The organism is Cellulomonas sp. P2_B4 (assembly GCF_056404795.1).
Genome location: NZ_JBFUDI010000006.1, coordinates 210267 through 234310, shown reverse-complemented (window position 1 = coordinate 234310; position 24044 = coordinate 210267). Strand labels below are relative to the sequence as shown.

At 73.1% G+C, this 24044-nt stretch carries 20 protein-coding genes; 14 read left to right on the top strand and 6 right to left on the bottom strand.

Going from position 1 to position 24044, the window contains the following annotated elements:
- Positions 1–8: 8 nt before the first annotated feature.
- Positions 9–1427 (bottom strand): amidohydrolase family protein, encoded by a 1419-nt coding sequence (locus AC1DZC_RS12490; RefSeq protein WP_477043494.1) that lies wholly within the window; start codon positions 1425–1427, stop codon positions 9–11.
- Between the two features lie 116 nt (positions 1428–1543).
- Between AC1DZC_RS12490 and AC1DZC_RS12485 the strand changes: the two genes are divergently transcribed.
- The 3 genes from AC1DZC_RS12485 to AC1DZC_RS12475 all read left to right on the top strand — a co-directional run bounded on the left by AC1DZC_RS12485 (position 1544) and on the right by AC1DZC_RS12475 (position 5362).
- Entirely contained in the window at positions 1544–1930 is a 387-nt protein-coding gene (locus AC1DZC_RS12485) for a YciI family protein (protein WP_477038778.1), read from the top strand.
- Positions 1931–1982: 52 nt separating this feature from the next.
- Complete coding sequence (locus tag AC1DZC_RS12480) at positions 1983–2903, top strand: S1C family serine protease (RefSeq protein ID WP_477038777.1); 921 nt, start codon at positions 1983–1985, stop codon at positions 2901–2903.
- Between the two features lie 71 nt (positions 2904–2974).
- Entirely contained in the window at positions 2975–5362 is a 2388-nt protein-coding gene (locus AC1DZC_RS12475) for a lysylphosphatidylglycerol synthase domain-containing protein (RefSeq protein WP_477043493.1), read from the top strand.
- A gap of 4 nt (positions 5363–5366) precedes the next feature.
- Here AC1DZC_RS12475 and AC1DZC_RS12470 read toward each other — a convergent pair whose 3' ends face one another.
- A complete protein-coding gene (locus AC1DZC_RS12470; RefSeq protein WP_477043492.1) occupies positions 5367–6080 on the bottom strand; it encodes an alpha/beta fold hydrolase in 714 nt (237 codons plus the stop codon).
- Between the two features lie 332 nt (positions 6081–6412).
- Here AC1DZC_RS12470 and dinB point away from each other — a divergent pair, with 332 nt between their 5' ends.
- The 3 genes from dinB to AC1DZC_RS12455 all read left to right on the top strand — a co-directional run bounded on the left by dinB (position 6413) and on the right by AC1DZC_RS12455 (position 8526).
- A complete protein-coding gene (gene dinB, locus AC1DZC_RS12465) occupies positions 6413–7612 on the top strand; it encodes a DNA polymerase IV (protein ID WP_477043491.1) in 1200 nt (399 codons plus the stop codon).
- Between the two features lie 71 nt (positions 7613–7683).
- Positions 7684–8109, top strand: a complete 426-nt coding sequence (locus AC1DZC_RS12460; protein WP_477038772.1) for a transferase — start codon at positions 7684–7686, stop codon at positions 8107–8109.
- Between the two features lie 135 nt (positions 8110–8244).
- Positions 8245–8526: a dsRBD fold-containing protein gene (locus AC1DZC_RS12455; RefSeq protein WP_477043490.1), complete on the top strand. Its 282-nt coding sequence runs from the start codon at positions 8245–8247 to the stop codon at positions 8524–8526.
- Between the two features lie 56 nt (positions 8527–8582).
- Here AC1DZC_RS12455 and AC1DZC_RS12450 read toward each other — a convergent pair whose 3' ends face one another.
- The gene (locus AC1DZC_RS12450) at positions 8583–9023 is read right to left on the bottom strand and encodes a hypothetical protein (RefSeq protein ID WP_477043489.1); all 441 of its coding nucleotides are present in this window, start codon (positions 9021–9023) and stop codon (positions 8583–8585) included.
- Positions 9024–9160: 137 nt separating this feature from the next.
- Between AC1DZC_RS12450 and AC1DZC_RS12445 the strand changes: the two genes are divergently transcribed.
- Complete coding sequence (locus AC1DZC_RS12445; protein WP_477038770.1) at positions 9161–9556, top strand: SRPBCC domain-containing protein; 396 nt, start codon at positions 9161–9163, stop codon at positions 9554–9556.
- Positions 9557–9719: 163 nt separating this feature from the next.
- On the opposite strand, the gene AC1DZC_RS12440 is transcribed toward AC1DZC_RS12445, so the two are convergent.
- A complete protein-coding gene (locus AC1DZC_RS12440) occupies positions 9720–11228 on the bottom strand; it encodes an MFS transporter (RefSeq protein WP_477043488.1) in 1509 nt (502 codons plus the stop codon).
- A 131-nt stretch (positions 11229–11359) separates the two neighbouring features.
- On the opposite strand from AC1DZC_RS12440, the gene AC1DZC_RS12435 reads away from it, so the two are divergent.
- Complete coding sequence (locus tag AC1DZC_RS12435; RefSeq protein WP_477043487.1) at positions 11360–11968, top strand: TetR/AcrR family transcriptional regulator; 609 nt, start codon at positions 11360–11362, stop codon at positions 11966–11968.
- A gap of 93 nt (positions 11969–12061) precedes the next feature.
- Entirely contained in the window at positions 12062–12385 is a 324-nt protein-coding gene (locus AC1DZC_RS12430; RefSeq protein WP_477043486.1) for a hypothetical protein, read from the top strand.
- A 118-nt stretch (positions 12386–12503) separates the two neighbouring features.
- On the opposite strand, the gene AC1DZC_RS12425 is transcribed toward AC1DZC_RS12430, so the two are convergent.
- Positions 12504–13301, bottom strand: coding sequence for a family 1 encapsulin nanocompartment shell protein (locus AC1DZC_RS12425; protein WP_477043485.1), 798 nt, complete (start codon positions 13299–13301; stop codon positions 12504–12506).
- Positions 13301–14308 carry a Dyp-type peroxidase gene (locus tag AC1DZC_RS12420; protein WP_477043484.1) on the bottom strand — a complete coding sequence of 336 codons (1008 nt, stop codon included), beginning with the start codon at positions 14306–14308 and terminating at the stop codon, positions 13301–13303. The genes AC1DZC_RS12425 and AC1DZC_RS12420 overlap by 1 nt, the downstream gene beginning before the upstream one ends.
- Positions 14309–14412: 104 nt before the next feature.
- Between AC1DZC_RS12420 and AC1DZC_RS12415 the strand changes: the two genes are divergently transcribed.
- From AC1DZC_RS12415 to recD, 5 genes are all read left to right on the top strand, one after another.
- The gene (locus AC1DZC_RS12415; RefSeq protein ID WP_477043483.1) at positions 14413–15237 is read left to right on the top strand and encodes an alpha/beta fold hydrolase; all 825 of its coding nucleotides are present in this window, start codon (positions 14413–14415) and stop codon (positions 15235–15237) included.
- A gap of 77 nt (positions 15238–15314) precedes the next feature.
- Positions 15315–15620 carry a DUF5808 domain-containing protein gene (locus AC1DZC_RS12410; protein WP_477043482.1) on the top strand — a complete coding sequence of 102 codons (306 nt, stop codon included), beginning with the start codon at positions 15315–15317 and terminating at the stop codon, positions 15618–15620.
- Between the two features lie 51 nt (positions 15621–15671).
- Entirely contained in the window at positions 15672–18944 is a 3273-nt protein-coding gene (gene recC / locus AC1DZC_RS12405; RefSeq protein ID WP_477043481.1) for an exodeoxyribonuclease V subunit gamma, read from the top strand.
- Positions 18941–22228, top strand: coding sequence for a UvrD-helicase domain-containing protein (locus tag AC1DZC_RS12400; RefSeq protein WP_477043480.1), 3288 nt, complete (start codon positions 18941–18943; stop codon positions 22226–22228). Before recC ends, AC1DZC_RS12400 begins: the two co-directional genes overlap by 4 nt.
- The gene (gene recD / locus AC1DZC_RS12395; protein WP_477043479.1) at positions 22225–23952 is read left to right on the top strand and encodes an exodeoxyribonuclease V subunit alpha; all 1728 of its coding nucleotides are present in this window, start codon (positions 22225–22227) and stop codon (positions 23950–23952) included. The genes AC1DZC_RS12400 and recD overlap by 4 nt, the downstream gene beginning before the upstream one ends.
- Positions 23953–24044 lie beyond the last annotated feature (92 nt).

Sequence of the window (24044 nt, the reverse complement as noted above, 5' to 3'; positions counted from 1 at the left end):
CACACCTGTCACTGGAGGCGCGCCTCGAGGGCCGTGAGTGGCAGCTCGCGACCCCAGCGGAACGCGGCGGCGGTCATCCGCGACCGCAGCTCGCCGGACGCCCTCGCGGCCAGCGGCGACGTGGAGCGTCCCTCCTCGCTGACCAGCACCCCGCCCACGTACACCTGCTTGAGGTTCCGCAGCCCGCACGCCAGGACGTAGGTGGCGAGGATGTCCCAGACCGGTCCGGTGTCGGGCGCGCGGTGGTCGACGACGACGAAGTCCGCCATCTTGCCCACCTCGAGCGACCCGATCCGGTCGGCGACCCCGAGCACCTCGGCGGACCCGAGCGTGTGCAGCCGCAGGATGTCGGCGGGCATCATCACGGAGGCGTCGGTGTACATCGCGCGGGTCGTGTAGAGGCCGATCCGCATGTTGCCCCAGGGGTCCGAGATGTCGGTGCACGACTGGTCGTCGAGACCCATCCCGACCGGGATCCCGGCCTTCTGGAACCGCACCACGTCGGCGAACCCGGACCCGAGCCGCCCGTTCGACGTCGCCTGCCACACGACCCCGCACCCCGTCGAGGCGACCCGGGAGACCATCTCGTCGGTCGGGTGCACGAAGTGCCCGAACAGGAAGTCGGGCCCGAACGCGCCGGCGTCGTCGTACCAGGCGAACTTCTCGCGCTGCGTGTCGATGCCTTCGGCGGTCTCGACGAAGTGCGCCTGGTTGCTGATCCCGTGCGTGCGCATCATCGCGACCTCGAGCTCGGCTGACCGCGGCGCCGACGCCCACTGCACGGCCCCCATGACGGACGCACCGAGGTGCTGGTCGGCAGGCGTCCTCAGACCGGACTCCGCCACCATGTCCCCGAACACCCCGACGACCTCGTCCTCGGGGCCGGCCTCGTCGTTCAGCCGGATCGCGTTCATCACGCGCAGCCCCGCGTCGGCGGCGCCGTCCATCTGCCTCGTCGCGAACTCCACGGGCGCGATCCGGCCGAGCACCGGGGACGCCGTCACGGGGTCGTAGCGCCAGGTCACGCGCGGGTGCATGAAGTTGTAGGCGCTCGTCACGCCGTTGGCCAGGAAGTCCAGGGCGCCGTGCAGGGTCGACCAGTAGACGTCGTCCGGCTCGCACTTGTCGAGCACCTCGACCATCGACATGACCCACGGGTAGAGGGTCGAGCCGGGCGAGATCCCGCGCATGCCCGAGGTGAACAGGTGGCTGTGCGCGGACACGAACCCGGGCGCCACGAGAGCACCGCCGACGTCGAGCAGCCGCAGCCCGCCGCCGTCCTTCTGCGCCAGCAGGGAGGCATCGGGCTCGCCGGGACCGATGGCCGCGACCCGGCCGTCGTCGCCGACGAGGAACCAGCCCGCGAACCACGACGGGCCGGCGTCGGACACCGGGATGATGAGCGCGTTGTGCACGAGGAGCCGCATGTCCGCCATCGTGCATGCCCCGTATGACGCCGCCGTTTCCGACATGCGGCGAAGGATGTCGAGCGACGGCTCGCCCGCACGTCATGGGGGCACCGGACCGACCGAAGGAGACCGCCGTGAAGTACGTCATCCTCATCCACGCCAACCCCGAGCCGTGGGACCACCCGACCTCGCACTTCACCGCGGAGGGCAGGTCGCTGACCGGCGAGGAGCACGCCGACATGGACCGCCGGTTCGAATCCCTGCTCACCGACATGCACGAGCGGGGCGAGCTGCTCGGCGCCGAGGCGCTGGCCGCGCCCACCACCTCGACGATCTTCCGCTGGCGGACCGCCGTGACGGAGGGGCCGTTCGTCGAGACCACCGAGCAGCTCGCGGGCTTCTTCCACATCGACGTGGCGAGCCACGAGCGCGCGGTCGAGATCGCTGCCCAGTTCGCCGGTCCCGGCAGCCCGGCAGAGCTGCGACCGTCGATGTGGGCCGGCTCGCCTGCCCAGGAGTGACGCCCAAGGCGAACACCGGCATATCCGCGGACCCCGTCGGGCTGTAGCAACCATGACGGACGACGAGGCGCTCGACGCGTACTCCCGAGCGGTCGTCTCGGTGGCGGAGAAGGTGCTGCCGAGCGTCGCGAGCCTGAGCGTGCGCACCGCGCGCGGCGGTGGTGCCGGCAGCGCGAGCGTGATCACGACCGACGGCTACCTGCTCACCAGCGCGCACGTCGTGGCCGGCGCCGACAAGGCCGACGCGTCGTTCGCCGACGGGACCACGGTCACGGCGGACGTCGTCGGCCGCGACCCGCTCTCCGACCTCGCCGTGCTGCACGCCCGCGGAGACACACCCCCACCGGTGCCGTTCGGGGACGCCGCACACCTGCGCGTCGGGCAGCTCGTCATCGCGCTCGGGAACCCGCTCGGCCTGGCGGGGAGCGTCACCGCGGGCATCGTCTCCGCGCTCGGACGCTCGCTGCCGACAGGGACGGGGCGCGTCATCGACGAGGTCGTCCAGACCGACGCCGCGCTGAACCCCGGCAACAGCGGCGGCGTGCTGGCCGACAGCGCGGGCCGGATGGTCGGGGTCAACACCGCCGTCGCGGGGATCGGCGTCGGGCTGGCCGTGCCGATCAACGCGACGACCCGCGAGATCATCACGACGCTCATGACGCGCGGCCGCGTCCGGCGGGCGTGGCTCGGCATCGCGGGGACCCAGGCACCCCTGCCGCCGCACCTCGCCGAACGCCTGGGCTCCCCGCAGGGTCTGATGGTCGCCGGCGTCTCGGCCGGCTCCCCGGCGGCGCTGGCCGGGCTGCACCGCGGCGACATGGTGGTCGAGCTGGACGGGAACCGCGTGGTCACGACGACGGCGGTGCAGAAGCTCATGGTCGAGGACGCGATCGACCGGCGGATCGAGATCACCGTCTGGCGCAACGGCGCGCTGGTCGACGTGATCGTGTACCCGCGCGAGCTGACCGCCTGAGGTGGCGGAGGTCCCGGCACCCCGGCCCTGACCGCGCGCCGCGGACAACCCGTCCGGATACCGTGACCCGCGTGACGCTCACGACGAAGGCCGACGCCCCCGTGGCGCCGCCGCTCTACGTCGACGTGCGGCACCGGCGCAGCTTCCGCGACGCGCGCGCGGGCTTCGGCTGGCTCATCGTCTTCGTCGCGGGCCTTCTCTTCGCGACGATCGCCGGATCGACGGCGGGCGGGATCGCCGACGACGTGCAGCACGGCATCGGCAGGCTGCCCCGGTCGGTGTTCGAGGTGGTCCTGGTGCTCGTCCAGGTCACCTACATCTCCGTGCTCGTCGTCACCCCGATCGTCCTGCTGATCATGCGGCGGTTCGCGCTGCTGGCGCGGGGAGCGCTGGCCCTGTCCCTCGCTCCGCTGGCGTTCTGGCTGGTCCAGCTCCTCCCGCAGGTGCCGTCGTCGGCGGTCGACGTCGAGGACGCCGTCGACCTGACCAAGGTGTCCTGGCCGCCCACCGGCGTGCTGGCCGGCTGCACGGCGCTGGCCGTGACCACGACGGCGAGCCTGCGACGACCCTGGCGGCGGGCGGTCTGGTTCCTGCTCGGGCTGCTCATCGTGCTGCGCGTGGTGACCAGCGCGTCCGCGCCGATCGACGTGGTCCTGGCGATCGGGGTCGGCGGCGTCGTCGGCTCCGCCATCATGATCGCGCTCGGCCGGACGGCCGGGCAGCTCACGCCGCACGGTGCACGCGCGACGCTCGCCGAGTCCGGCCTCACCCTCGCCGACGTGCCCGAGCAGCGCGACGAGGTCCGCTGGACGTTCCGCGGTCGCGCCGACGACGGACCGGTCGACATCCGGGTGCTCGAGGAGCACGGATGGGGCACCGCCCGACTCGACCAGGCCTACCGGCGGCTGCGGTGGCGCGACGTCGGCGAGGCGACGGTCGACCCCGACCCGCTGCGGCTGGTGACCACCGAGGCGATGACCCTGCTGCTCGCGGCCTCGCGCGACGTCCGTGTGCCGACCGTGCGGGCCGTCGCGACCGCTCCCCGCGGCGAGTCGCTGCTCGCGGTGGACGCCGTCGACGCGGTGCTGCTCAGCGACCTCGACGACCTCTCCGACGACGTGCTCGACGGGGCATGGTCGCAGGTGGCCCGGCTGCACGACGCGGGGATCGCGCACCGCGAGCTCGACCTCACGCGGCTCGCCATCGACGACGCCGGAGACGTCTGGGTGGTGGACCTGGACCACGGCCAGCCCGCGGCGACCTCGGCGCTGCTCGCGTGGGACGTGTCCGCGCTGCTCGCCGCGACCTTCGCGGTCGTGGGCGCCGAGCGGGCCGTCGCCGCCGCGAGCCGCACGCTCGGCGACGACGCACTCGTGCGCGCGCTGCCCCGGCTCGCACCCGGGAGCCTGTCCAACCGGACGCGCGCCGCGGTCAAGGCGGCAGGCGGCATCGCTCCGCTCGTCGACGAGGTCCGACGCGTCACGGGTGCCGAGGAGCCGGACTTCCAGGCCGTCGCCCGGTTCAAGCCCAGGACGCTGGTCGCGGCCGCGTTCCTCGCGATCGCCGTCTACTTCCTGGCACCCCAGTTCGCCGACATCCCGCGCTCGGTCGAGGCGCTCGGCGGCGCCGACCCGTGGTGGGCGGGCGCCGTCCTGCTGGCGAGCGCCGCAACGTACGTCGGCGCAGCGCTCGGCCTTGCCGGCGGCACCCCGGGCCGCGTACCCGTGGGTGAGGCCGCGAGCGTCGCGCTCGCGTCGTCGTTCGTCGCGACCTTCTCCCCGCCGGGCGTCGGGCAGGTGGGCCTGAACATCCGGTACCTGCAGAAGCGCGGGTTCGCCACCCCCGTCGCCGTGTCGTCGAGCGCCGCCAAGGAGACCGCGGTCCTCGTGGTCCACCTGGTCCTGCTCTCGACGTTCGCGGTGATCGCGGGCTCGACGGGCGCCCTGACCGACGAGCTGCACAAGCTCCCACCCCTCGAGGTCGTCCTCGCGGTCGTCGCCGGCGTCCTGGTCCTGGCGGGCATCGCGCTGGCCGTCCCTCGCGTCCGCCGTCTGCTGCGGTCGTGGCTCGTGCCCGCGGTCCGCTCGTCCGTCGACGCGATGCGCATCGTCGTGTCCAGCCCGGTCAAGCTCGTCACGCTGCTGCTCGGCGTCTCGCTGCTGCCGCTGGGCTACGCGTTCGCGCTCTACTTCTCGGTACGGGCGATGGGGGTCGACTCGACGACCTTCGTCGCCGTCGCGCTCGTCTCGCTGACCGCGGGCGCGGTGGCGACGGCCGCGCCGACGCCCGGTGGTGTGGGCGTCGTCGAGGCCGTCCTCCTCGCCTCGCTGACCGGGATCGGCGTGCCGTCCGGGCCAGCGCTCGCTGCCGTCCTGCTCTACCGCGTGTGCACCTTCTGGCTGCCGATCGTGCCCGGCTTCGCCGCGTTCCGCGTGCTGACCAGGCGCTCGATCCTCTAGGGCACTACGAGCCTGCGACGGCCGCCAGGATCAGGTCCGTCACCTCGTCGGGGTGGCTGATCATCGCGACGTGCGAGCTGTCGACCTCGACCGTCGTGGCACCCGCGCGCTCGGCCATGATCCGCTCGGCGGCCGGCGGGATGACCCGGTCCGACGACGCGACGAGGTACCAGCTGGGGAGCGTCTTCCATGCGGGCGGACCGGACGGCGTGGTCAGCGACGACAGCGTGCCGGGGCGCTGCGTCACGGCCATGATCGCGGCGAGCTCGGCGGGCAGGTCCTGGCAGAAGGCCTGCGGGAAGATATCGAGCTTGAGGTACGCGTCCGCATCGCCCTCGGGGGCGCCGGCGTACGGGCGGATGTCCACGATCGACGTGAGGTCGACGGCGTCACCGGCCAGGGCGAGCGCGCCGGCCACCGGCTCGCCCTCGTCGAGCGCGAACGCGGCGACGTAGACGAGCGCCCGGACGTTCGGCGCCCCGACCGCGGCGTTCGTGATCACCGCGCCGCCGTACGAGTGGCCGACAAGGACGACCGGGCCCTCGATCGTCGCGAGGAACGCCCGGACGTAGTCGGCGTCCGACGCGAGCCCGCGCAGCTCGTTCGTCGGCGCGTAGACGGAGTACCCCTGGGCGAGGAGCCGGGTGATGACGCCGCCCCAGCCGGAGGCGTCGGCGAACGATCCGTGGATCAGGACGATGGTCGGCTTGTCGGTCATGAGGCGTTCCCTTGGTCGAGGCTTGAGACGGACTTTCTCAACCTGGCACGAACGGTCGTCCTGAGCAACGAGTTCGGCAGGAACGTCATCAGCTGTTCACAGCGGGCATGCTGTGCACGAGCAGCGTCGAGTCTTGGTAGACGGGGTCGCCGTGCCGGCGACGCACACCGGCGACCGCTGGACGTGCCGGGCGCCGCTCGCCGCGCCCTATGAGCAGCACCTGGCGGGGTCCCTGCGGGTCGCTCATCGTGGCGGTCGCGGACGGAGCGGTGGGTGAGCTCGCGGTCGTCGGGGGTGTCGCGTAGCCCGATGTCAGACCTTGGGTCGAACATATGTTCGTGCCCGAACCCCGATCCACCATCCTGCACGCCGACCTCGACGCGTTCTACGCGTCGGTCGAGCAGCGCGACGACCCCCGCCTGCGCGGACGGCCGGTCGCCGTGGGCGGCGGCGTCGTGCTCGCGGCGTCCTACGAGGCCAAGCGCCGGGGCGTGCGCACCGCGATGGGCGGTCGGCAGGCGCGCGCGCTGTGCCCCAACCTGATCATCGTCCGGCCGCGGTTCGACGCGTACGTCGAGGCGAGCAAGGCCGTGTTCGAGCTGTTCCGCCGCACCACGCCGCAGGTCCAGGGCGTGTCGATCGACGAGGCGTTCCTCGACGTCTCGGGGCTGCACCGGATCGACGTCGCACCGCTCCAGATCGGCGCCCGGCTGCGGGACTGGGTCCGCGACGAGGTCGGCCTGCCGATCACCGTCGGCGTCGCGCGCACGCCGTTCCTCGCCAAGGTCGCCAGCCGGGTGGCCAAGCCGGACGGCCTGCTGCTGGTGCCGCCCGACGGGGAGGAGGCGTTCCTGTACCCGCTGCCGCTCGAACAGCTCTGGGGTGTCGGGGAGATCACCGCGGCCAAGCTGCACACGTACGGCCTGCGCACCGCGGGAGACGTCGCCGCGCTCCCCCAGTCCGTGCTCACCGGCACGCTCGGACCCGCCGCCGGGCGCCACCTGTACGCCGTCGTGCACGGGCACACGCCGGCCACCGTGATCGCCGGCCGGCCGCGCGGGTCGATCGGTGCGCAGCGCGCCATCGGCCACGGTCCCCACCAGGACGCGTTCGTCCGCGCCGCGCTGCTCGGCCTGGTGGACCGGGTCTGCCGCCGCATGCGTACGGGCCACCGCACCGCCCGCACCGTCGTCCTGCGGCTGCGCTTCGAGGACTACACCAAGGCCACGCGGTCGCGGTCCATGCCGCAGGCCACGGCGTCGGGCGAGGACATCGCCACGACCGCCCTCCTGCTGCTCGACGCGGCCGCAGCGCTCATCCGCACCCGTGGGATCACGCTGGTCGGCATCGCGCTCACCGGCCTCGAGTCCGACGAGTTCTACCAGATGGTCCTGCCGCTGGACGGCCCCGACCACAGCGGCCTGGACGCCGCCCTCGACACCGTCTCGGCGCGCTTCGGCACGTCGGCGCTGCGGCGCGCCAGCCTCCTGCGCACCGGGGAGGGCTTCGCCGCCCCGCAGCTCCCGGACTGATTGCCCGAAGGAATCGGCACAGCCTCGCGGATGTTATGTCATGCGAGAACGATTCCGAAGAAGAGGTGGCAATGTCGACGAGGAAGGGCCGAGTCGAGTTCGAGGACGACAACGGCCGGATGGTGCGGTACGACCGGCACGCGAACGGAGGCGGGCTGGTCTCGCCGGACGCGCGAGCGAGCGCGGAGGCCGAGATCGCCCGGACCGCCTACGTGGAGGCCGGCGCGACCGTCGGCGCCGGCACGCGGATCGGCGCCTGGAGCTGGATCGACCGCGACGTCTCCGTGGGCCCGGACGTGGTCGTCGGGACGCACGTGCACGTGGGTCGCGGCTCGCGCGTGGGTGAGCACGCCCGCATCGGCAGCCGGGCACGGCTCGGCGCCGGCGTCCTGGTCGAGGTCGGGGCGCGGATCGAGGAGGACACGATCGTCGACGACGGCGCCGTGGTGCCCGGCAGACGGCGCGCACGTCGCGCCGACCAGGGCCTGGCCGCCTAGGTCCGCTCCCCCGCGACGACCGGCGGGACCTTGTGCTCTACCCCCGGTCGTCGCGGCGACGCACCGTGGGTCTACGGGGCGGATGCGAGCCATCCCAGCCCGACGAACCCCGCGACGACGCGAGGGAGGACGGCCATGACCCACACGTGGACGGCAACGATCCACCTCTTCGAGGCCGACGACGTCCGGCGCGACGGCTTCGTCACCAAGGCGCACGCGGTCCTGAACACCTCGAGCGGAACGACGCTCGACGGCTACGGGCGCGCACGTCGCTCGCCCCACGACCGGAACGTCCCCGAGATCGGCGAGGAGCTCGCGGCCGCGCGAGCGTTGCGCGAGCTGGCCGACCGCCTCCTGCGCGCGACCTCGGACGACATCTCCGAGCTCGAGGACGACGACGTCGAGCTCCGGTACTGACGCTCGTCTGCGCGGTGCGGCGCCGCCCGCTCGGACGGCGCCGCACACGCGGGTCGTCAGCGCGCTCGTGCGCTGCGCAGCCAGAGGATCGACGTGGCGACCTCTCCGAGCCCGATCGCGAAGAATGCCCACTGCACCGGGGACGTCCACCCGATCAACGGCAGCTGCACGAGCACCCACCCGGTGAGCACGACTCCCGCGCCGAGACTCACCGGGCCGGCACGAGGGTGCCGTCGAAGTCCCAGGATCAGCGCCACGGCCTGGGGAAGGCCGACGCAGACCCCGAGCGCGAGGGCGGGCCACTGCGGCCCGTCCACGAGCTCGAGAGGTTCCGCCAGCTGGTCGACGAGGGGGTCGAACTGGCCCGACAGGAACCCTTGGACCCCGGCGAGCGCGCCGACGGTCGTGAGCCCGGCGAGCCCGAGCGCCCATCGGCCCGGCAGTGGAAACCGATCCGCCACCGTGACCGTCGAACGCTCGTGACCCGCAGGACGCACGTCTCGAGGGTGCTCGGTGGGGACTGGGCGCGACCAGGGCACAAGGTCCTTGCTGGTCCGCCACGGAAGTTCACCCCGCCGGTTGCATGCGCCGTGGGAGATCCTGGGCAGGTCGCTCACCGAAGAGAGGCGCCGGGATGGACGAGCTCGTCAGCCGCGCGTACGAGTGCTGCACGCCTGCCGGCGCGGCGCGGGTCTGGTTGGCCCTGACCGACCCGGAGCAGACGCCGCAGTACCTCTACGGGCTGACGCTGGTCTCGTCGTGGACCGAGCAGGCCACCATCCACGCCGCCCACCCGCTCGGTCACGCGCTGCGCGGCCAGGTGCTCTGCTGCCGCCCCGGGCAACGGCTGTCGTACGTGCTCCAGGGCGCCGCCGACGACCCGCCGGTCTACCTCACCTGGATCGTCACACCGGGCGACGAGGGGTGCACCGTGCGCCTGGAGATCGACGAGCTCGAGGGCGACGACGGCGCCGACGACACGTGGCCACCCGTCCTCGCCCGCCTCGTCGAGCTGCTCGCCCCGGCGTGAGCGATGGCATGACGCGGCCGCGAGCGAGCGTGCAGCAAGTCGCGCTGGTCCGCGGCCACGACGCGTCGCAGCAGGTGCGGGAGCCCGGTCTGGCCCCACCCGGATGCACGACAGGGCGCCCCCGACCGGTCCAGCCGGTCGAGGGCGCTCTGTGGTGACGGGCTCAGTGCGCGAGCACAGGCGCCTCGTCGGCAGGTGCGGCGGGTGCGGCCGGTGCCGCGGCTGCTTCCGAGGCAGCGAGGCGGGCCGCCCGGTCGCCCCGGGTGCGGAACAGGCTCGCGGTCAGGATCGCCCCGAACAGGAAGATCCCCGCGGACCAGGTGTACGCCACCGAGAACGAGTGGATCGCACCGGCCGCGACGACCTCGGGGCCGGCCGGCTGGTTGTCGGCGATGTAGGCCGCCGCGGCGGTCGCGGCGATCGTGTTCAGGACGGCCGTGCCGATGGCACCACCGACCTGCTGGCTCGTCGAGACCATGGCCGAGGCGGCACCGGCGGACGACCGCGGGACGCCGAGGGTGGCGGCCTGGAACGACGGCGGCATGATCGAGCCCATCCCGATGCCCATGAGGATCAGGCCGACCAGCACGTGCCAGTAGGGGCTGCCCGCCTCGAGCGTGGTGAACACGAGCATCGCGCCCGCGCCGAGCGCCATGCCGACCGGCACGACGACCTTCGGCCCGAACCGCGGCACGAGGATGTTGTTCTGGACCTGCGCCGTGATGACGATGAACACGATCATCGGCAGGAACGCCGTGCCGGTCTGGACCGGCGAGTACCCGAGCGTGAGCTGCAGGTAGTACGTCAGGAACAGGAACACGCCGAACATGCCCGAACCGGCGACGAGGATCGCGAGGAACGACGCCCCGCGGTCGCGGTCCTGCACGATCGAGAGCGGCAGGAGTGGGAACTCGGACGTGCGCTGGCGGATCACGAAGCCGACCAGCAGGACGACGCTGGCCGCCAGTGAGCCCCAGACCTCGGGCGAGGACCAGCCCTTGGGCTCGGCCTGCGAGAAGCCGAAGACCAGCAGGAACAGACCGCTGGATGCCAGCAGGATGCTCGACAGGTCGAGCTGGTTGTGGTGCCGCACGACGGTCTTGGACAGCAGCACGCTGCCGGCGACGAACGCGATCACGGCGATGATCACGTTGACGTAGAGGTTCCAGCGCCAGTTGAAGTTCTCGGTGAGGAACCCGCCGAGCATCAGGCCGATGGCGCCGCCCATGCCGGCGATCGCGCCGAAGACGCCGAACGCGCGGGCGCGCTCCTTGGCCTCGGTGAACGTCGTCGTCAGGACGGAGAGGGCGGCCGGCGCGAGGACCGCTGCGAACGCACCCTGCAGGGCGCGGGCCCCGACAAGCATCTCGAAGCTCTGCGCCGCACCGCCGAGGGCCGACGCGACCGCGAAGCCGACGAGGCCGATGAGGAACATGCGGCGACGGCCGAACATGTCCGCGAGCCGCCCGCCGAGCAGCAGCAGGCTGCCGAACGCGAGGGCGTACGCCGTGACCACCCACTGGCGGTCGTTGTCGCTGAACCCGAGGTCCGCCTGGGCGGAGGGCATCGCGATGTTCACGATGGTCGCGTCGAGCACGACCATGAGCTGTGCGAGCGCCACGGTGGCAAGGACCCACCAGCGGTGCTTGGTCTCTACGAGTGGGGTGGACATGGCTCTGCTCCTGGAAGACGTCGTGGTCGGTGCAACCGACTCTATTACAGAACTCGCCAGTTCCGGAACCCCCGGGTATCGTTACATCTGTCATGTAGTTCTTGGGCGCAGCGCTCGACGGAAGGGGCCTGGTGGAGACGACGACGGTGGCGCGCAAGCCGGGCCGACGACGCGACGAGTCCAAGGACGACGCGATCCTCGAGGCCGCGCGCCAGCTCCTCGCCGAGGAGGGGTTCGACGGCATGACGATGGACGCCGTCGCCGAGCGCGCGGGCACCGGCAAGGCCACGGTCTACCGCCGCTGGCCGTCCAAGGTGCAGCTCACGGTCGAGGCCGTCGTCTGCGCACGCGGCTTCATGGTGACGATCGACGACATCCCCGACACCGGCACGCTGCGCGGCGACCTCATGGCCGTCCGCTTCGGTCGCCCGAGCGACGACACCACCGAGCTCATGTCCGGCCTGATGTCGGCGGTCCGCGAGAACCCCGAGGTCGCGAGCGTCTTCCACGAGCAGTTCGTCAGGACCCGCGTCGCCCTCATGCGCGCGCTCCTCGACCGGGCCCAGGAGCGCGGCGAGCTGCGCGACGACATCGACCTCGACATCGTGTCCGCGGTCGCACCCGCGATGATCTCCTACCGCAAGATGGTCGCCGGGCTGAAGGTCGACGACGACTTCATCGTCCGCATGATCGACTCGGTGATCCTGCCGCTGGCCCTGGGGCCGTCGGACAACGACTAGGCGACCTGCCGCTCCGGGTTCCGCACACGGATGCCTGGAGCAATGCAATTGATGCGCTGTTCACGGACGGATTCGCAGGTCTATCGTCGGAAAATGACATACGCGACCACGTTTCAGGCTGAAGATTTCACCGCGCGTGCGATATACACCGGCGAGAGCCGGCACATCTACGTGAACGGGTTTGGGACCAGCCCGACGAGCGGTTTCACGTTGACGCTCGAGTATGGGAACCCAGGTATCAACCCGAACCCGGCGATCCTGACGTTGCATATCGTGGAGACACCACCGACGGGTGCCGTGCTGGATGTGCTCACGCCGACTCCCATCTCCGGCGACACCATGTTCGACGTGTCCCAGGAGGTCAGCCAGGTCGGCTTCCTCGGACAGTTCGCGATCCCCGTCATTGAGCCTGCGTAGTTGGCGAGCCATTCACGCACCAAATGTTCCTCGGCCACCGTGGAGGCGCAATGTCGCTCGATCGGGTGGCTCTCGCAATTGCGTCGGTCTACGGCTGCCCGAGGAGGCGGACGGCAAATCAGGCGTGCGTCAGGGCGACGCCCGCCTCGCTCGTCTGCACGATGAACGTCAGCGACTCCTGGAAGTAGAGCTGGACGCTCGCCGCGTCGTGCGACAGATAGCCGATCGACAGGTCCTGCCCGAGGTGCAGCTCGTAGTCGCCGCCGCGGGTGGACAGCAGGAACGCGCCGTCGATCGCGGGCGCCCAGATGATGTCGTCGACGACGCGGGCGAGGTGCTCGCGGATCGGGTAGCCGTGGTCGGAGGTCTCGGTGACGGCCGTGTACAGGTCGGCGGACAGCAGCAGGGCGATCGGTCCGTCGACGCCGGCGAGCCGGAGCTCGGTCAGCGCCTGGGTGACGGCGGTCGGGTAGTCGCGGATCTCGGTGGGCAGAGCGACCGACTCGTTCGAGATGCCCGCGCGCACGCCCTCGATGCCCGCGGCGGCGAAGCCCTCGAAGATCGCGCGGTCCTCGGCGAAGGCGATCTGCTTGGCCGCGTCCTTGACGGGCTGCCAGTCGGGGTCCTTGCGGCCTCGCTCCACGTCGTCGACGGACTGGCGGTCGACCGTGAAGGGCACGCGCAGCTCGACGAGCGGCTGCGCCAGGCGCACCTGCGCGCGGACGCCGTCGGCGGGCGGCGCCACCGGTGAGACCTTGCCCGTGCCGACCGCGGCGAGCGACTCCCCCGTGGGTCCGACGACATCGACGACGCGTCGGCCGGCCACGTGCCGCGTGAACGTGCGACGAGCCTCGGCCTCGAGGTCCTCCCAGGCCGCGTCCGAGATCGGCGCCAGCTCGCGGTGCAGGTTGTTCATCAGGACTCGCTCCTTCTCAGGCTGCCGATCCCCAGCGAGGAGTCGGTGGGTGGTGCTGCTTCGTCCGCGGCGACCTCGGACGTCGAGGACGGACCGTCGTCGAGGAACTCAACCGTGGGGACGAAGAACAGATTTCCGGTGACCGCGGTCGAGAAGTCGAGGATGCGGTCGTAGTTGCCCGGCGGCTTGCCGACGAACATGTTGGTGAGCATCAGCTCGATCACGTCGGGGTGGTTCGCGTACCCGATGAAGTAGGTGCCGAACTCCCCCTCGCCCACCCGGCCGAACGGCATGTTGTCGCGCACGATCTTGCGCTCGGTGCCGTCGGGCTCCTCGATCACCGTGAGGGCGACGTGCGAGTTGGTCGGCTTGATGTCGTCGGGAAGCTCGATGTCCGCGAGCTTGGTCCTCCCGATCACGTGCTCCTGCACCTCGACCGGCAAGGCGTTCCACGTGTCGAGATCGTGCACGTACTTCTGGACGATGACGTAGCTGGAGTCCTCGAACCCTGGGTCCTCGGAACCGACCGTGACGGCCGCCAGCGCCGCAGCACCCACGGGGTTCTCGGTCCCGTCGACGAACCCGAGCAGGTCGCGCTCGTCGAAGTACTTGAAGCCGTGGACCTCGTCGACGACGACGGCGGCACCGCGCAGCCGGTCGACCAGGTGTGTCGCGAGCTCGAAGCAGAAGTCCATGCGCGTGGCCCGGATATGGAACATGAGGTCACCCGGGCTCGCCACGGCACGGTGCTTGTCGCCGTGGACCTCCTGGAAGGGATGCAGGCCCGCGGGCCGTGGACTGCCGGCGAAGAGCCGGTCCCACGCCTTGGAGCCGATTCCGGTGACGACCGCGAGCCCCGCGGCGGGGTCGCGGAAACCGACCGACCGCTGCAACCCGGTGACCTCGGTCAGCGCGTCACGGACCTGGGCCTCGCCGCCGGGCAGCACGCTGAGCACGAGGAAGATCGCGTTGCTGGTCAGCGGCGTGAGCACGGGCTGCGCGGTCACTCGTCGTCCCTTCGTCCAGCGTTCACCGACCGGTCGCCAGGATAGGTCGCGAGGCGTCCGGTCCGACCATAGTGTCGAGGGACCGACCTGTTGGGAGCACAGTCATGGGAACCATCACCACCACCGACGGCATCGAGATCTTCTACAAGGACTGGGGCTCGGGGCAGCCGATCGTGTTCAGCCACGGCTGGCCGCTGTCGAGCGACGACTGGGACGCCCAGCTCATGTTCTTCCTCGCCAACGGCTACCGCGTCGTCGCCCACGACCGGCGCGGCCACGGCCGGTCCACCCAGTCCGCCGACGGCCACGACATGGACCACTACGCCGACGACCTGGCCGCCGTCACCGAGCACCTCGACCTGCACGACGCCGTGCACGTCGGCCACTCGACCGGCGGCGGTGAGGTGGTGCACTACATCGCCCGCCACGGGGAGAGCCGCGTCGCCAAGGCCGCGCTCATCAGCGCCGTCCCGCCGATCATGGTCAAGACCGAGTCGAACCCCGGCGGCCTGCCCAAGGAGGTCTTCGACGGGCTCCAGGAGCAGGTGGCCACGAACCGCTCGGCCTTCTACCGCGACCTGCCGTCCGGGCCGTTCTACGGCTTCAACCGCGACGGCGTCGAGCCGGTCGAGGCGATCATCGCGAACTGGTGGCGCCAGGGGATGATGGGCGGCGCCAAGGCGCACTACGACGGCATCGTCGCCTTCTCGCAGACGGACTTCACCGAGGACCTGAAGAGGATCACGGTGCCGACGCTCGTCATGCACGGCGACGACGACCAGATCGTGCCCTACGAGGACTCCGGCCCGCTGTCCGCGGCCCTCCTGCAGAACGGGACGCTCAAGACGTACGCGGGCTTCCCGCACGGGATGCCGACCACGCAGGCCGCCACGATCAACGCCGACCTGCTGGAGTTCATCCGGTCCTGAGGCAGGCGGTTCCCTCGTCGACGGAACTGAGGCAGGGTGTCGGGAGGACCAGAGCCACCGCGGACCAAGGAGTCGAGATGACCACGCCCGAAGAGCGCGCCCGTCGGAGCCAGAACTTCCGCCGCTTCTGGAAGCTGGTGGCGTTCGCGCTGACGGTGACCGCCGTGGTCAAGGAGCTGCGCACCCCGCCCGAGGAGCGGACGTGGAACGGGACCATCGTCGGGTTCGTGCCGTACGACCTCCGCTTCCCGACGCTCGAGCGCGTCAAGCAGCGGATGTGGAACCCGGACGCGGGGTTCATCAACCCGCGCGTGTTCGGCGTCGGCTGGACGGTGAACATCGGCAAGCTGGTCACGCTCGTCCGCGAGCGCATCTCGTCCTGACCTGGGGAGAGAGCCGTTCGCGTGTCGGACGGCGTGGCTAGAGTGCCGGACGTGACGGGTCTGCGGGTGCACGTGGCCGAGCGCACGGACGTGCTGGTCGACGCCCTCGCCGGGATCCTCGCCGACGCACCGGCCGACCCGTTCGTCCCGGACGTCATCGCGGTGCCGACGCGGGGTGTCGAGCGGTGGGTCGCGCAGCGGCTCTCGCACCGGCTCGGCACCGGGTCGGGCGACGGCATCTGCGCAAACGTGCTCTTCCCGTCGCCGACGCGGCTGGTCGCACAGACCCTGTCCGGCGCGCCGGAAGCCGACCCGTGGGGTCCCGAGCGGTTGCCGTGGCTCGTCCTCGGCACGCTCGACGCGCACCTCGACGAGCCCTGGCTGGCGACCGTCCGGCGCTATCTCGGCGACAGCTCCGACGAGGTCCGGCGCAGCCGCCGGTTCCGGCTCGCGCACCGGCTCGCCCGGCTGTTCGGCTCGTACGACGCGCAGCGCCCGGCCATGCTGCGCGCCTGGGCCCTGGGTCGCGACGAGGACGGCCTCGGCGAGGCGCTGCCCGACGACCTGACCTGGCAGGCCCAGGTCTGGCGACTCGTGCGGGACGCCGTCGGCGTCCCGGCTCCCGCCGAGCGCCTCGACGAGGTGGTGGAGCGGCTGCGCGACGACGCGTCGAGCGTCGACCTACCGGCGCGGTTGTCGGTGTTCGGCGCCACCGCGCTGCCTGACGGCCATCTGCGCGTGCTGGACGCTCTCGCCGTGCACCGCGAGGTCCACCTCTGGCTGCCGCAGCCGTCGCTCGCGCTCTGGGACCGGCTGGGTCCCGCGGGTCCGCGCCGGTCGTCGCTGCGGACGCCCGCGCACCACCCGATGCTCGCGTCGATGGCCGGCGACGCCGTCGAGCTCGCGACGCGCGTGTCGGCCCTGCGGCCCCAGGTCACGGTGCTCCCGTCCGCCCCGAAGCCGGGCACAGCCCTGGGTGCGCTGCAGCGGCGGATCGCCGACGACAGGACGGACGGGCCACGGGTCTCGGCGGACGCCTCGGTCCAGGTGCACGCCTGCCACGGCCGGTCGCGCCAGGTCGAGGTGCTCCGCGAGATCGTCGTCGGCCTGCTCTCAGACGACCCGACGCTCGAGCCGCGCGACGTCATCGTCATGTGCCCCGACGTCGAGTCGTTCGCCCCGCTCGTCGAGGCGGCGTTCGGGCCGGCCGCAGGCACCGACGACGAGTCCCCCGAGCACCCCGGCCGCACCCTGCGCGTCCGGATCGCCGACCGTGCGCCCGCGCGTGCGAACCCGGTGCTCGCGGTCGTGGCCACCCTGCTCGAGCTCGCGGACTCGCGGGTCGGCGCCTCGGCGGTGGTCGACCTCGCGGGCCAGGCACCCGTGCGCCGCCGGTTCGGTTTCGACGACGAGGCGCTCGACCGCATCCGCACCTGGGCCGTCGAGTCGGGCGTCCGCTGGGGAGAGGACCTCGCCCGCCGCGAGCGCTACCAGCTCGGCTCGCTCCCGCAGGGCACGTGGTCCACCGCCCTGGACCGGCTCCTGCTCGGGGTCGCGATGGCCGAGGAGGACCAGCGGTTCGTCGGCACGGTCCTGCCCGTCGACGACGTCGGCTCGACCGACGTGGACCTCGTCGGACGCCTCGCCGAGCTGCTCGACCGGCTCACCGGGACACTGGCGCTCCTGGCAGGTGCCCACCCGGCGGGGCACTGGTTCGACGCGCTCGACGACGCGGTCACCCTGCTCACCGACGTCGCACCGACCGACCGCTGGCAGCAGGCGGAAGCCGCCCGGGCGCTCGCGCAGGCGCGTGCCGTCGCGGGCGAGTCCGTGCTCCGGCTGCCCGATGTCGTCGCCCTGCTCGAGCCGCAACTCGTCGGTCGGCCGACCCGGTCCGGCTTCCGCACCGGCGCGCTCACGGTCTGCTCGCTGGCCCCGATGCGGGCCGTGCCGCACCGCGTGGTCGCGCTGCTCGGCATGGACGACGGCGCGTTCCCCCGCGGGTCGGGTCGCGACGGCGACGACATCCTGGCGCGCGATCCCTTGATCGGTGAGCGCGACGTCCGGCAGGAGGACCGCCAGCTCTTCCTCGACGCCGTCACCAGCGCCCAGGAGCACCTGGTCGTCGTGTACTCGGGTGCCGACGAGCGCACGGGCACGCCGCGACCCCCGGCCGTCCCCGTCGGCGAGCTGCTGGACGCCCTCGATGCCGCAGTCGACGGCGACGCCCGGGCACGGATCGTCCGGCACCCGCTGCAGACGGTCGACGAGCGCAACTTCGTCACCGGGGCGCTCGGTCGGCCCGACGCGTTCAGCTTCGACGTGCTCGATCTCGCCGCCGCCCGCGCGCACCGCGAGACCCACGCCTCGGTGCAGCCCTTCGTCCCGACGCCGCTCGCGCCGCCGGCCGACGACGTGATCGACCTCGACACCCTCGCCTCGACGCTCGAGCACCCGGTCCGCGCCTTCGTCCGGGGCCGGCTCGGCGCCAGCCTGCCGGGCGACGACTCCCAGCTCGACGACCGCCTCCCCCTCGAGCTCGGCGGACTGGAGCGCTGGCCGATCGGCGACCGGCTGCTTCAGGCCGTGCTCGCCGGGGTGCCGCTGGCGGCCGCCGCCGCCGCGGAGCGTCGTCGCGGGCACATGCCCCCCGCCACCCTCGGCGGCTCGGCGTTGCAGGCGATCCAGGCGCAGGTCGAGCCTCTGCTCGCGGCCTCGCAGCGGTACCTGGTCGAGGCCGCGACCAGCGTCGACGTCACGGTCCCCCTGCCGGACGGCCGGGTGGTCACGGGCACGGTCAACGGGCTGCGCGGCGACGTGCTGGTCCGCACGGTGTTCTCGCGCCTGGCGCCCAAGCACCGGCTGCGGGCGTGGGTCCAGCTGCTCGCGCTGACCGCGGCGTTCCCGGACCGCACGTTCACGGCCGCGACGATCGGCCGGGGCGTCGGCCTGCGGTCGCGGGTCGCGATGCTCGCTGCGCCCGCGCCCGACGCCGCCCTCGCGATGCTCGCCGGGCTCGTCGACCTGCGCGACCGGGCCCTGTGCGCGCCGCTGCCGCTGCCGCTGGGCACCAGCTACGCCTACGCGCACCACCGGGTGGGCGGGGGCGACGAAGCCGACGCGCTCGAGGCGGCGCGCACCGAGCTCGGGGTCGCCGCGGACGCGGCCGCCGGGCGCGGCGGGTTCGAGTCCGTGGACCCCTACCTCCTGCTCGCGTTCGGCGACCCCTTCACCTTCGACCGGCTCCCGGCGAGCGAGCTCGGCGCGCTCTCCGTGGCGCTCTGGTCGGACCTCATCGGGCACGAGGAGGTGGCGTTCGCATGAGCGAGCTCGACCCCTTCGACGTCTGCGGCCCGCTCCCGCAGGGCACCGTCGTGCTGGAGGCCAGCGCCGGCACGGGCAAGACGACGACGATCGCCTCGCTCGCGGCGCGGTACGTCGCGGAGGGTGCGGCCCGGCTGCCGGAGCTGCTCCTGGTGACGTTCAGCCGGATGGCCACCTCGGAGCTGCGTGAGCGCGTGCGCGACCGGCTCGTCGAGGTCGAGCGGGCCCTGCGCACGGGCGAGCTGCCGGCGGGCGACCCGGTCGTCGCGCTGCTCGCCGAGTCCGAGCGTGAGGAACGCGCCGCCCGCCTCACCGTCGCGCTGGCCGAGTTCGACGCCGCGACGATCACCACCACGCACGGCTTCTGCCAGCAGATGCTCGCGTCGTTGGGCACGATCGGCGACGTCGAGCCTGACGCGCGGCTGGTCCCGGACATCGCCGACCTGGAGGCCGAGGTCGTCGACGATCTCTACCTGCGCAAGTACAAGGACACGGCCGAGCCGACGCTGACCGTCGCGGACGCCCGGCAGATCGCCCACGAGGCGATCAGCGACTCGGCCGCCGTGCTGGAACCGGTCGACGCCCCCGCCGGGTCGCGGGCGCGGGATGCCTTCGGCCTGGCCACCGCCGCCCGCACCGAGCTCCTGCGCCGCAAGCGCGCACAGCACGTGCTCGACTACGACGACCTGCTGGTCCTGCTGAGGGACGCGGTGACGGACAGCCCGGTCGCCGCCGCACGGGTCCGGTCCCGGTACCGCGTCGTCATGGTCGACGAGTTCCAGGACACCGACCCCGTGCAGTGGGACATCCTGCGGACGGCGTTCCACAAGCACCGCACGCTCGTCCTGATCGGCGACCCGAAGCAGGCGATCTACCGGTTCCGGGGCGCCGACGTGGCCACCTACCTGCGCGCCCGCGCGGACGCGTCCACCCAGACGCTGCACCGCAACTGGCGCGCCGACCCCGCGGTGCTGGACGGGCTCGCCCCGATCCTGTCGGGCACCGCGCTCGGCGACCCGCGGATCACGGTGCGGCCGATCGAGCCCGCCCGCACGGGCCGGCGACTGAGCGGTGGGCCGGCCGTCCGCATCCGGCAGGTGACCCGCGAAGCCCTCAAGGCACCCGACGACGCGAAGACCCCGCCGGTCGCGCGCGTCCGCGACTTCGTGCACGCCGACGTCGCCGCGCAGGTCCTGAGCACCCTGCGCGACGAACAGCTGGCCGACGGGGACGGCTGGCGCCCCGTCCGGCCGGGCGACATCGCCGTGCTCACCCGCGTCAACGCCCACGCCGTCGCGGTGCAGCGCGCGCTCACGGCCGTGGGCGTTCCCGCCGTCATCTCGATGCTGTCCAGCGTCTTCGACACCCCGTCCGCCCGCGACTGGCTGATCCTGCTCTCGGCGCTCGCCCGCCCCGGCGTCCCCGGGTTCGTGTCCGCGGCGGCACTGACGCCCTTCGTCGGCTGGACCGCGACGCAGCTCGCCTCGGCGTCCGACGAGGAACGCAACCAGCTCAGCGCCCGGCTGCGGTCGTGGTCGCGCGTGCTCGACGACCACGGGGTCGCCTCGCTGCTCGAGGCGACCGCGGCCGCGGGCCTGCGGGAGCGGCTCGTGCAGGTGCCCGACGGCGAGCGCCGGCTCACCGACGTCCGCCACGTCGGGGAGGCCCTGCACGTCGCCGCCACCCAGGACGGGCTCGGGCCCGCCGCGCTCCTCGAGTGGCTGCGCGGCCGGGTCGACGAGGCGGGCACCGACTACACCGAGGAGCGCAGCCGACGGCTCGAGACCGACGCCGCGGCGGTCCAGGTCATCACCATCCACGCGAGCAAGGGCCTGCAGTTCCCGGTCGTCCTCGTGCCCTACCTGTGGGACCAGTGGGTGCCCGAGACGCCGGCGACGATCGGCTACGACCGCGACGACCACCGCTTCCTGCACGTGGGCGGCAAGGGCAGCCCGGGGTACGACGAGGCCGCGCGGGCCGGTGCCGCGGCCGACGCCGGCGAGGGCCTGCGCCTCGCGTACGTCGCCCTGACCCGCGCCACGAGCCAGGTCGTCGCGTGGTGGGCGCCCTCGCGGAACTCGGTCCGCGCCCCGCTCAGCCGGCTCCTGCTGGGCGGTCGCGACGCCGACGGCAACCCCGACGAGCTCGTGAAGACGACCACCGACGACAAGACGACCGCGGTCCTGCGCGCCCGGGCCGGTACCGCGTTCACGCTCGACGTGGTCACCTCGGCGACCGCGCTGGTGCCGTGGTCGCCCCCGGCCTCCTCGGCCGACGAGCTGCACGCGGCCGTGCTCGGGCGGCGCCCCGACGTGGTGTGGCGCCGCACCTCCTACTCCGCGCTCACCGCCGCCGCGCACGAGGCGAAGCGGGTGGGGTCGGAGCCCGAGGTGCCTGGCGTCGAGGACGAGCCGGACGTCGTCGTCGCGACCCCCGACGCGGCGTACGACCCGTCGGTCGAGGCGGGGCTGCGCGCGATCGCGTCCCCGATGGCCGACCTCCCGGCCGGAACGCTCTTCGGCACGCTCACGCACCGGGTGCTCGAGCTCGTCGACACCTCCGCCCCGGACCTCGCCGCGGAGCTGACCCTGCGCGCGGACGGGGCCACGGACCTCGCCGAGGCGCTCCTTCCCGCGCTGCGCACCCCGTTGGGCCCGCTGGCCGGGAACCTCGCCCTCGCCGACCTGCACCCTCGCGACCGTCTCGCCGAGCTCGACTTCGAGCTGCCGCTGGCCGGCGGGGACGTCCGCGGCCCCTCGTCGGCACGCACGATCCGCGACGTCGCGGGCCTGCTGCGGGCGCACCTGCCGGCGGACGACCCGTTCGCCGCGTACGCCGACCGGTTCGACGAGTCGCTCGCCGCGGCGCCCCTGCGCGGGTACCTCACGGGCTCGATCGACGCGGTCCTGCGGGTGCCGTCGGAGTCGGGAGGCCATCGCTACCTCGTCGTCGACTACAAGACCAACCGCCTGGGCGCGTTCGACGAGCCCCTGTCCCTGTGGCACTACCGCCCCGAGGCAACCCTCGCCGCGATGATGGACGCCCACTACCCGCTGCAGCTCCTGCTCTACTCCGCGGCCCTGCACCGCTACCTGCGCTGGCGCGTTCCGTCCTACGACCCGGCCGTCCACCTCGGCGGCGGCCTGTACCTCTTCCTGCGCGGCATGGCCGGCCCGACCACCCCGGTCGCCCCCGACGGCGTGCCGTTCGGCGTCGTGTCCTGGCGGCCACCCGCTGCGCTCGTCGTGGCCCTCTCGGACCTCCTCGCCGGTGGTCGCTCATGACCGTGACCGTGAGGTCCGACGACACCGTCGCGCCGACCGTCCCGTGGCGCGCGCCCGCGACGTTCGCCCCCTACGTGGCGGCCGGGACGCTGGAGTCGGCCGACGTGCACGTGGCACGGCGGCTCGGCGCGATCGGCGGCGAGACCGACGAGCGCGTCCTGCTCGCCGCTGCGCTCGCAGTCGCCGCGCTGCGGGCCGGCTCGGTCTGCGTGGTCCTCTCGGACGTCGCCCAGGTCTCGCTCGACGAGTGGAACGCGGCGCTGCGGCGCAGCCCTCTGGTCGCCGACGGACCGGACGGACCGGCGGACCGCCCGCTGCGCTGGGTCGACGGCCGCGTCTACCTCGACCGCTACTGGCGCGACGAGCAGACGGTCCGCCGAGCCGTCGCTGATGCCGGCCCGGCCCCGGCCGACGCCGCGGCCCTGGCGGGCGCCGTCGCGCGCCTCTTCCCGCTGCCTGCCGACGCCGCCCAGCGCGCGGCCCTGGAGACGGCGGCTACCTCGCGCCTCACCGTCCTGACCGGCGGCCCGGGCACGGGCAAGACCACGACCGTCGCCCGCCTGGTCGCGGCGCTCCAGTCCGCCGCCGGACCCGGGCTGCGCGTCGCCCTCGCGGCCCCCACGGGCAAGGCCGCCGCCCGCCTGCAGGAGTCGGTCCACGCCGAGGTCGCCCGCCTCGAGGCGACGGACCGCGCAGCCGTCGGCGACCTGCAGGCGATGACGATCCACCGCCTGCTCGGCCGCCGCCGGGACTCGACCACCCGCTTCCTGCACGACCAGCAGCACCGCCTGCCGCACGACGTCGTGATCGTCGACGAGTCGTCGATGGTCTCGCTGCCCCTGATGGCGCGGCTGACCGACGCCCTGCGTCCGTCCGCGCGGCTCGTCCTCGTCGGCGACCCCGACCAGCTGGCGAGCGTCGAGGCCGGCGCGGTCCTGGGCGACCTCGTCGCCGCCCTCCCCCGCGGCGTCGTCCGGCTGACGCACGCCCACCGGTACGGCACCGCCCTGGCCGATCTCGCCGAGGCGATCCGCACGGGCGACGCCGACGAGACGCTCGCCCTGCTGCGGTCCGGCGACGAGCACCGCTCGCTCGTGGAGCCGGCCGACGAGCGGCTCTCGCCTGCGGACGTCGCAGCCCTGCGCGCCGACATCGAGACGACCGGCGTGGCCCTGACCGACGCGGCCCGCGCCGGGGACGCAGCAACCGCCCTGCGCGCGCTCGGCGCCCACCGCCTCCTGCTGGCGCACCGCGAGGGGCCGTTCGGCGTCGCGCACTGGGCCGAGACCGCCGAGGCCTGGGTCGCAGCCGCGACCGGCGTCCCCAGCACCGGCGCGTGGCCGCTGGGCCGCCCGCTCCTGGTCACCGAGAACAACCGGTCGGTCGGCCTCTACAACGGCGACACGGGTGTCATCGTCGCCGACGGTTCCGGCGTCGCGGTGGCGTTCGGCGACCCCGACAACCCGCGCCTGGTCCGCCCGCACCAGCTGCCGACGGTCCGGCCCGTCCACGCGATGACCGTCCACCGCGGCCAGGGCAGCCAGTTCGCCCGCGTCACGCTCCTGCTGCCCCCGGAGTCGTCGCCGCTGCTCACCCGCGAGCTGCTGTACACGGCGGTCACCCGCGCGCGCGAGCACGTCCGTGTCGTCGGCACCGAGTCCGCGATCCGCGCCGCCGTCGACCGCCCGGTCCGCCGGGCCAGCGGGCTGCGCGAACCGCGCTGAGCGGTCGCAGGGGTCGTCGGCCCCTTGTGGACACGACGCGGGTGCGACGAGGATGCGAACACCGCCACTCGTCCCGGTCGGCCCCGCGCTCG

Bases quoted from the DNA above. Each gene is read 5' to 3' on its own strand.
- AC1DZC_RS12440 (WP_477043488.1), bottom strand. From the start codon at position 11,228: ATGTCCACCCCACTCGTAGAGACCAAGCACCGCTGGTGGGTCCTTGCC.
- AC1DZC_RS12445 (WP_477038770.1), top strand. From the start codon at position 9,161: ATGGACGAGCTCGTCAGCCGCGCGTACGAGTGCTGCACGCCTGCCGGC.
- AC1DZC_RS12430 (WP_477043486.1), top strand. From the start codon at position 12,062: ATGACATACGCGACCACGTTTCAGGCTGAAGATTTCACCGCGCGTGCG.
- AC1DZC_RS12490 (WP_477043494.1), bottom strand. From the start codon at position 1,427: ATGCGGCTCCTCGTGCACAACGCGCTCATCATCCCGGTGTCCGACGCC.
- AC1DZC_RS12400 (WP_477043480.1), top strand. From the start codon at position 18,941: ATGAGCGAGCTCGACCCCTTCGACGTCTGCGGCCCGCTCCCGCAGGGC.
- dinB (WP_477043491.1), top strand. From the start codon at position 6,413: ATGTTCGTGCCCGAACCCCGATCCACCATCCTGCACGCCGACCTCGAC.
- AC1DZC_RS12460 (WP_477038772.1), top strand. From the start codon at position 7,684: ATGTCGACGAGGAAGGGCCGAGTCGAGTTCGAGGACGACAACGGCCGG.
- AC1DZC_RS12425 (WP_477043485.1), bottom strand. From the start codon at position 13,301: ATGAACAACCTGCACCGCGAGCTGGCGCCGATCTCGGACGCGGCCTGG.
- AC1DZC_RS12470 (WP_477043492.1), bottom strand. From the start codon at position 6,080: ATGACCGACAAGCCGACCATCGTCCTGATCCACGGATCGTTCGCCGAC.
- AC1DZC_RS12480 (WP_477038777.1), top strand. From the start codon at position 1,983: ATGACGGACGACGAGGCGCTCGACGCGTACTCCCGAGCGGTCGTCTCG.
- recD (WP_477043479.1), top strand. From the start codon at position 22,225: ATGACCGTGACCGTGAGGTCCGACGACACCGTCGCGCCGACCGTCCCG.
- AC1DZC_RS12415 (WP_477043483.1), top strand. From the start codon at position 14,413: ATGGGAACCATCACCACCACCGACGGCATCGAGATCTTCTACAAGGAC.
- AC1DZC_RS12410 (WP_477043482.1), top strand. From the start codon at position 15,315: ATGACCACGCCCGAAGAGCGCGCCCGTCGGAGCCAGAACTTCCGCCGC.
- AC1DZC_RS12455 (WP_477043490.1), top strand. From the start codon at position 8,245: ATGACCCACACGTGGACGGCAACGATCCACCTCTTCGAGGCCGACGAC.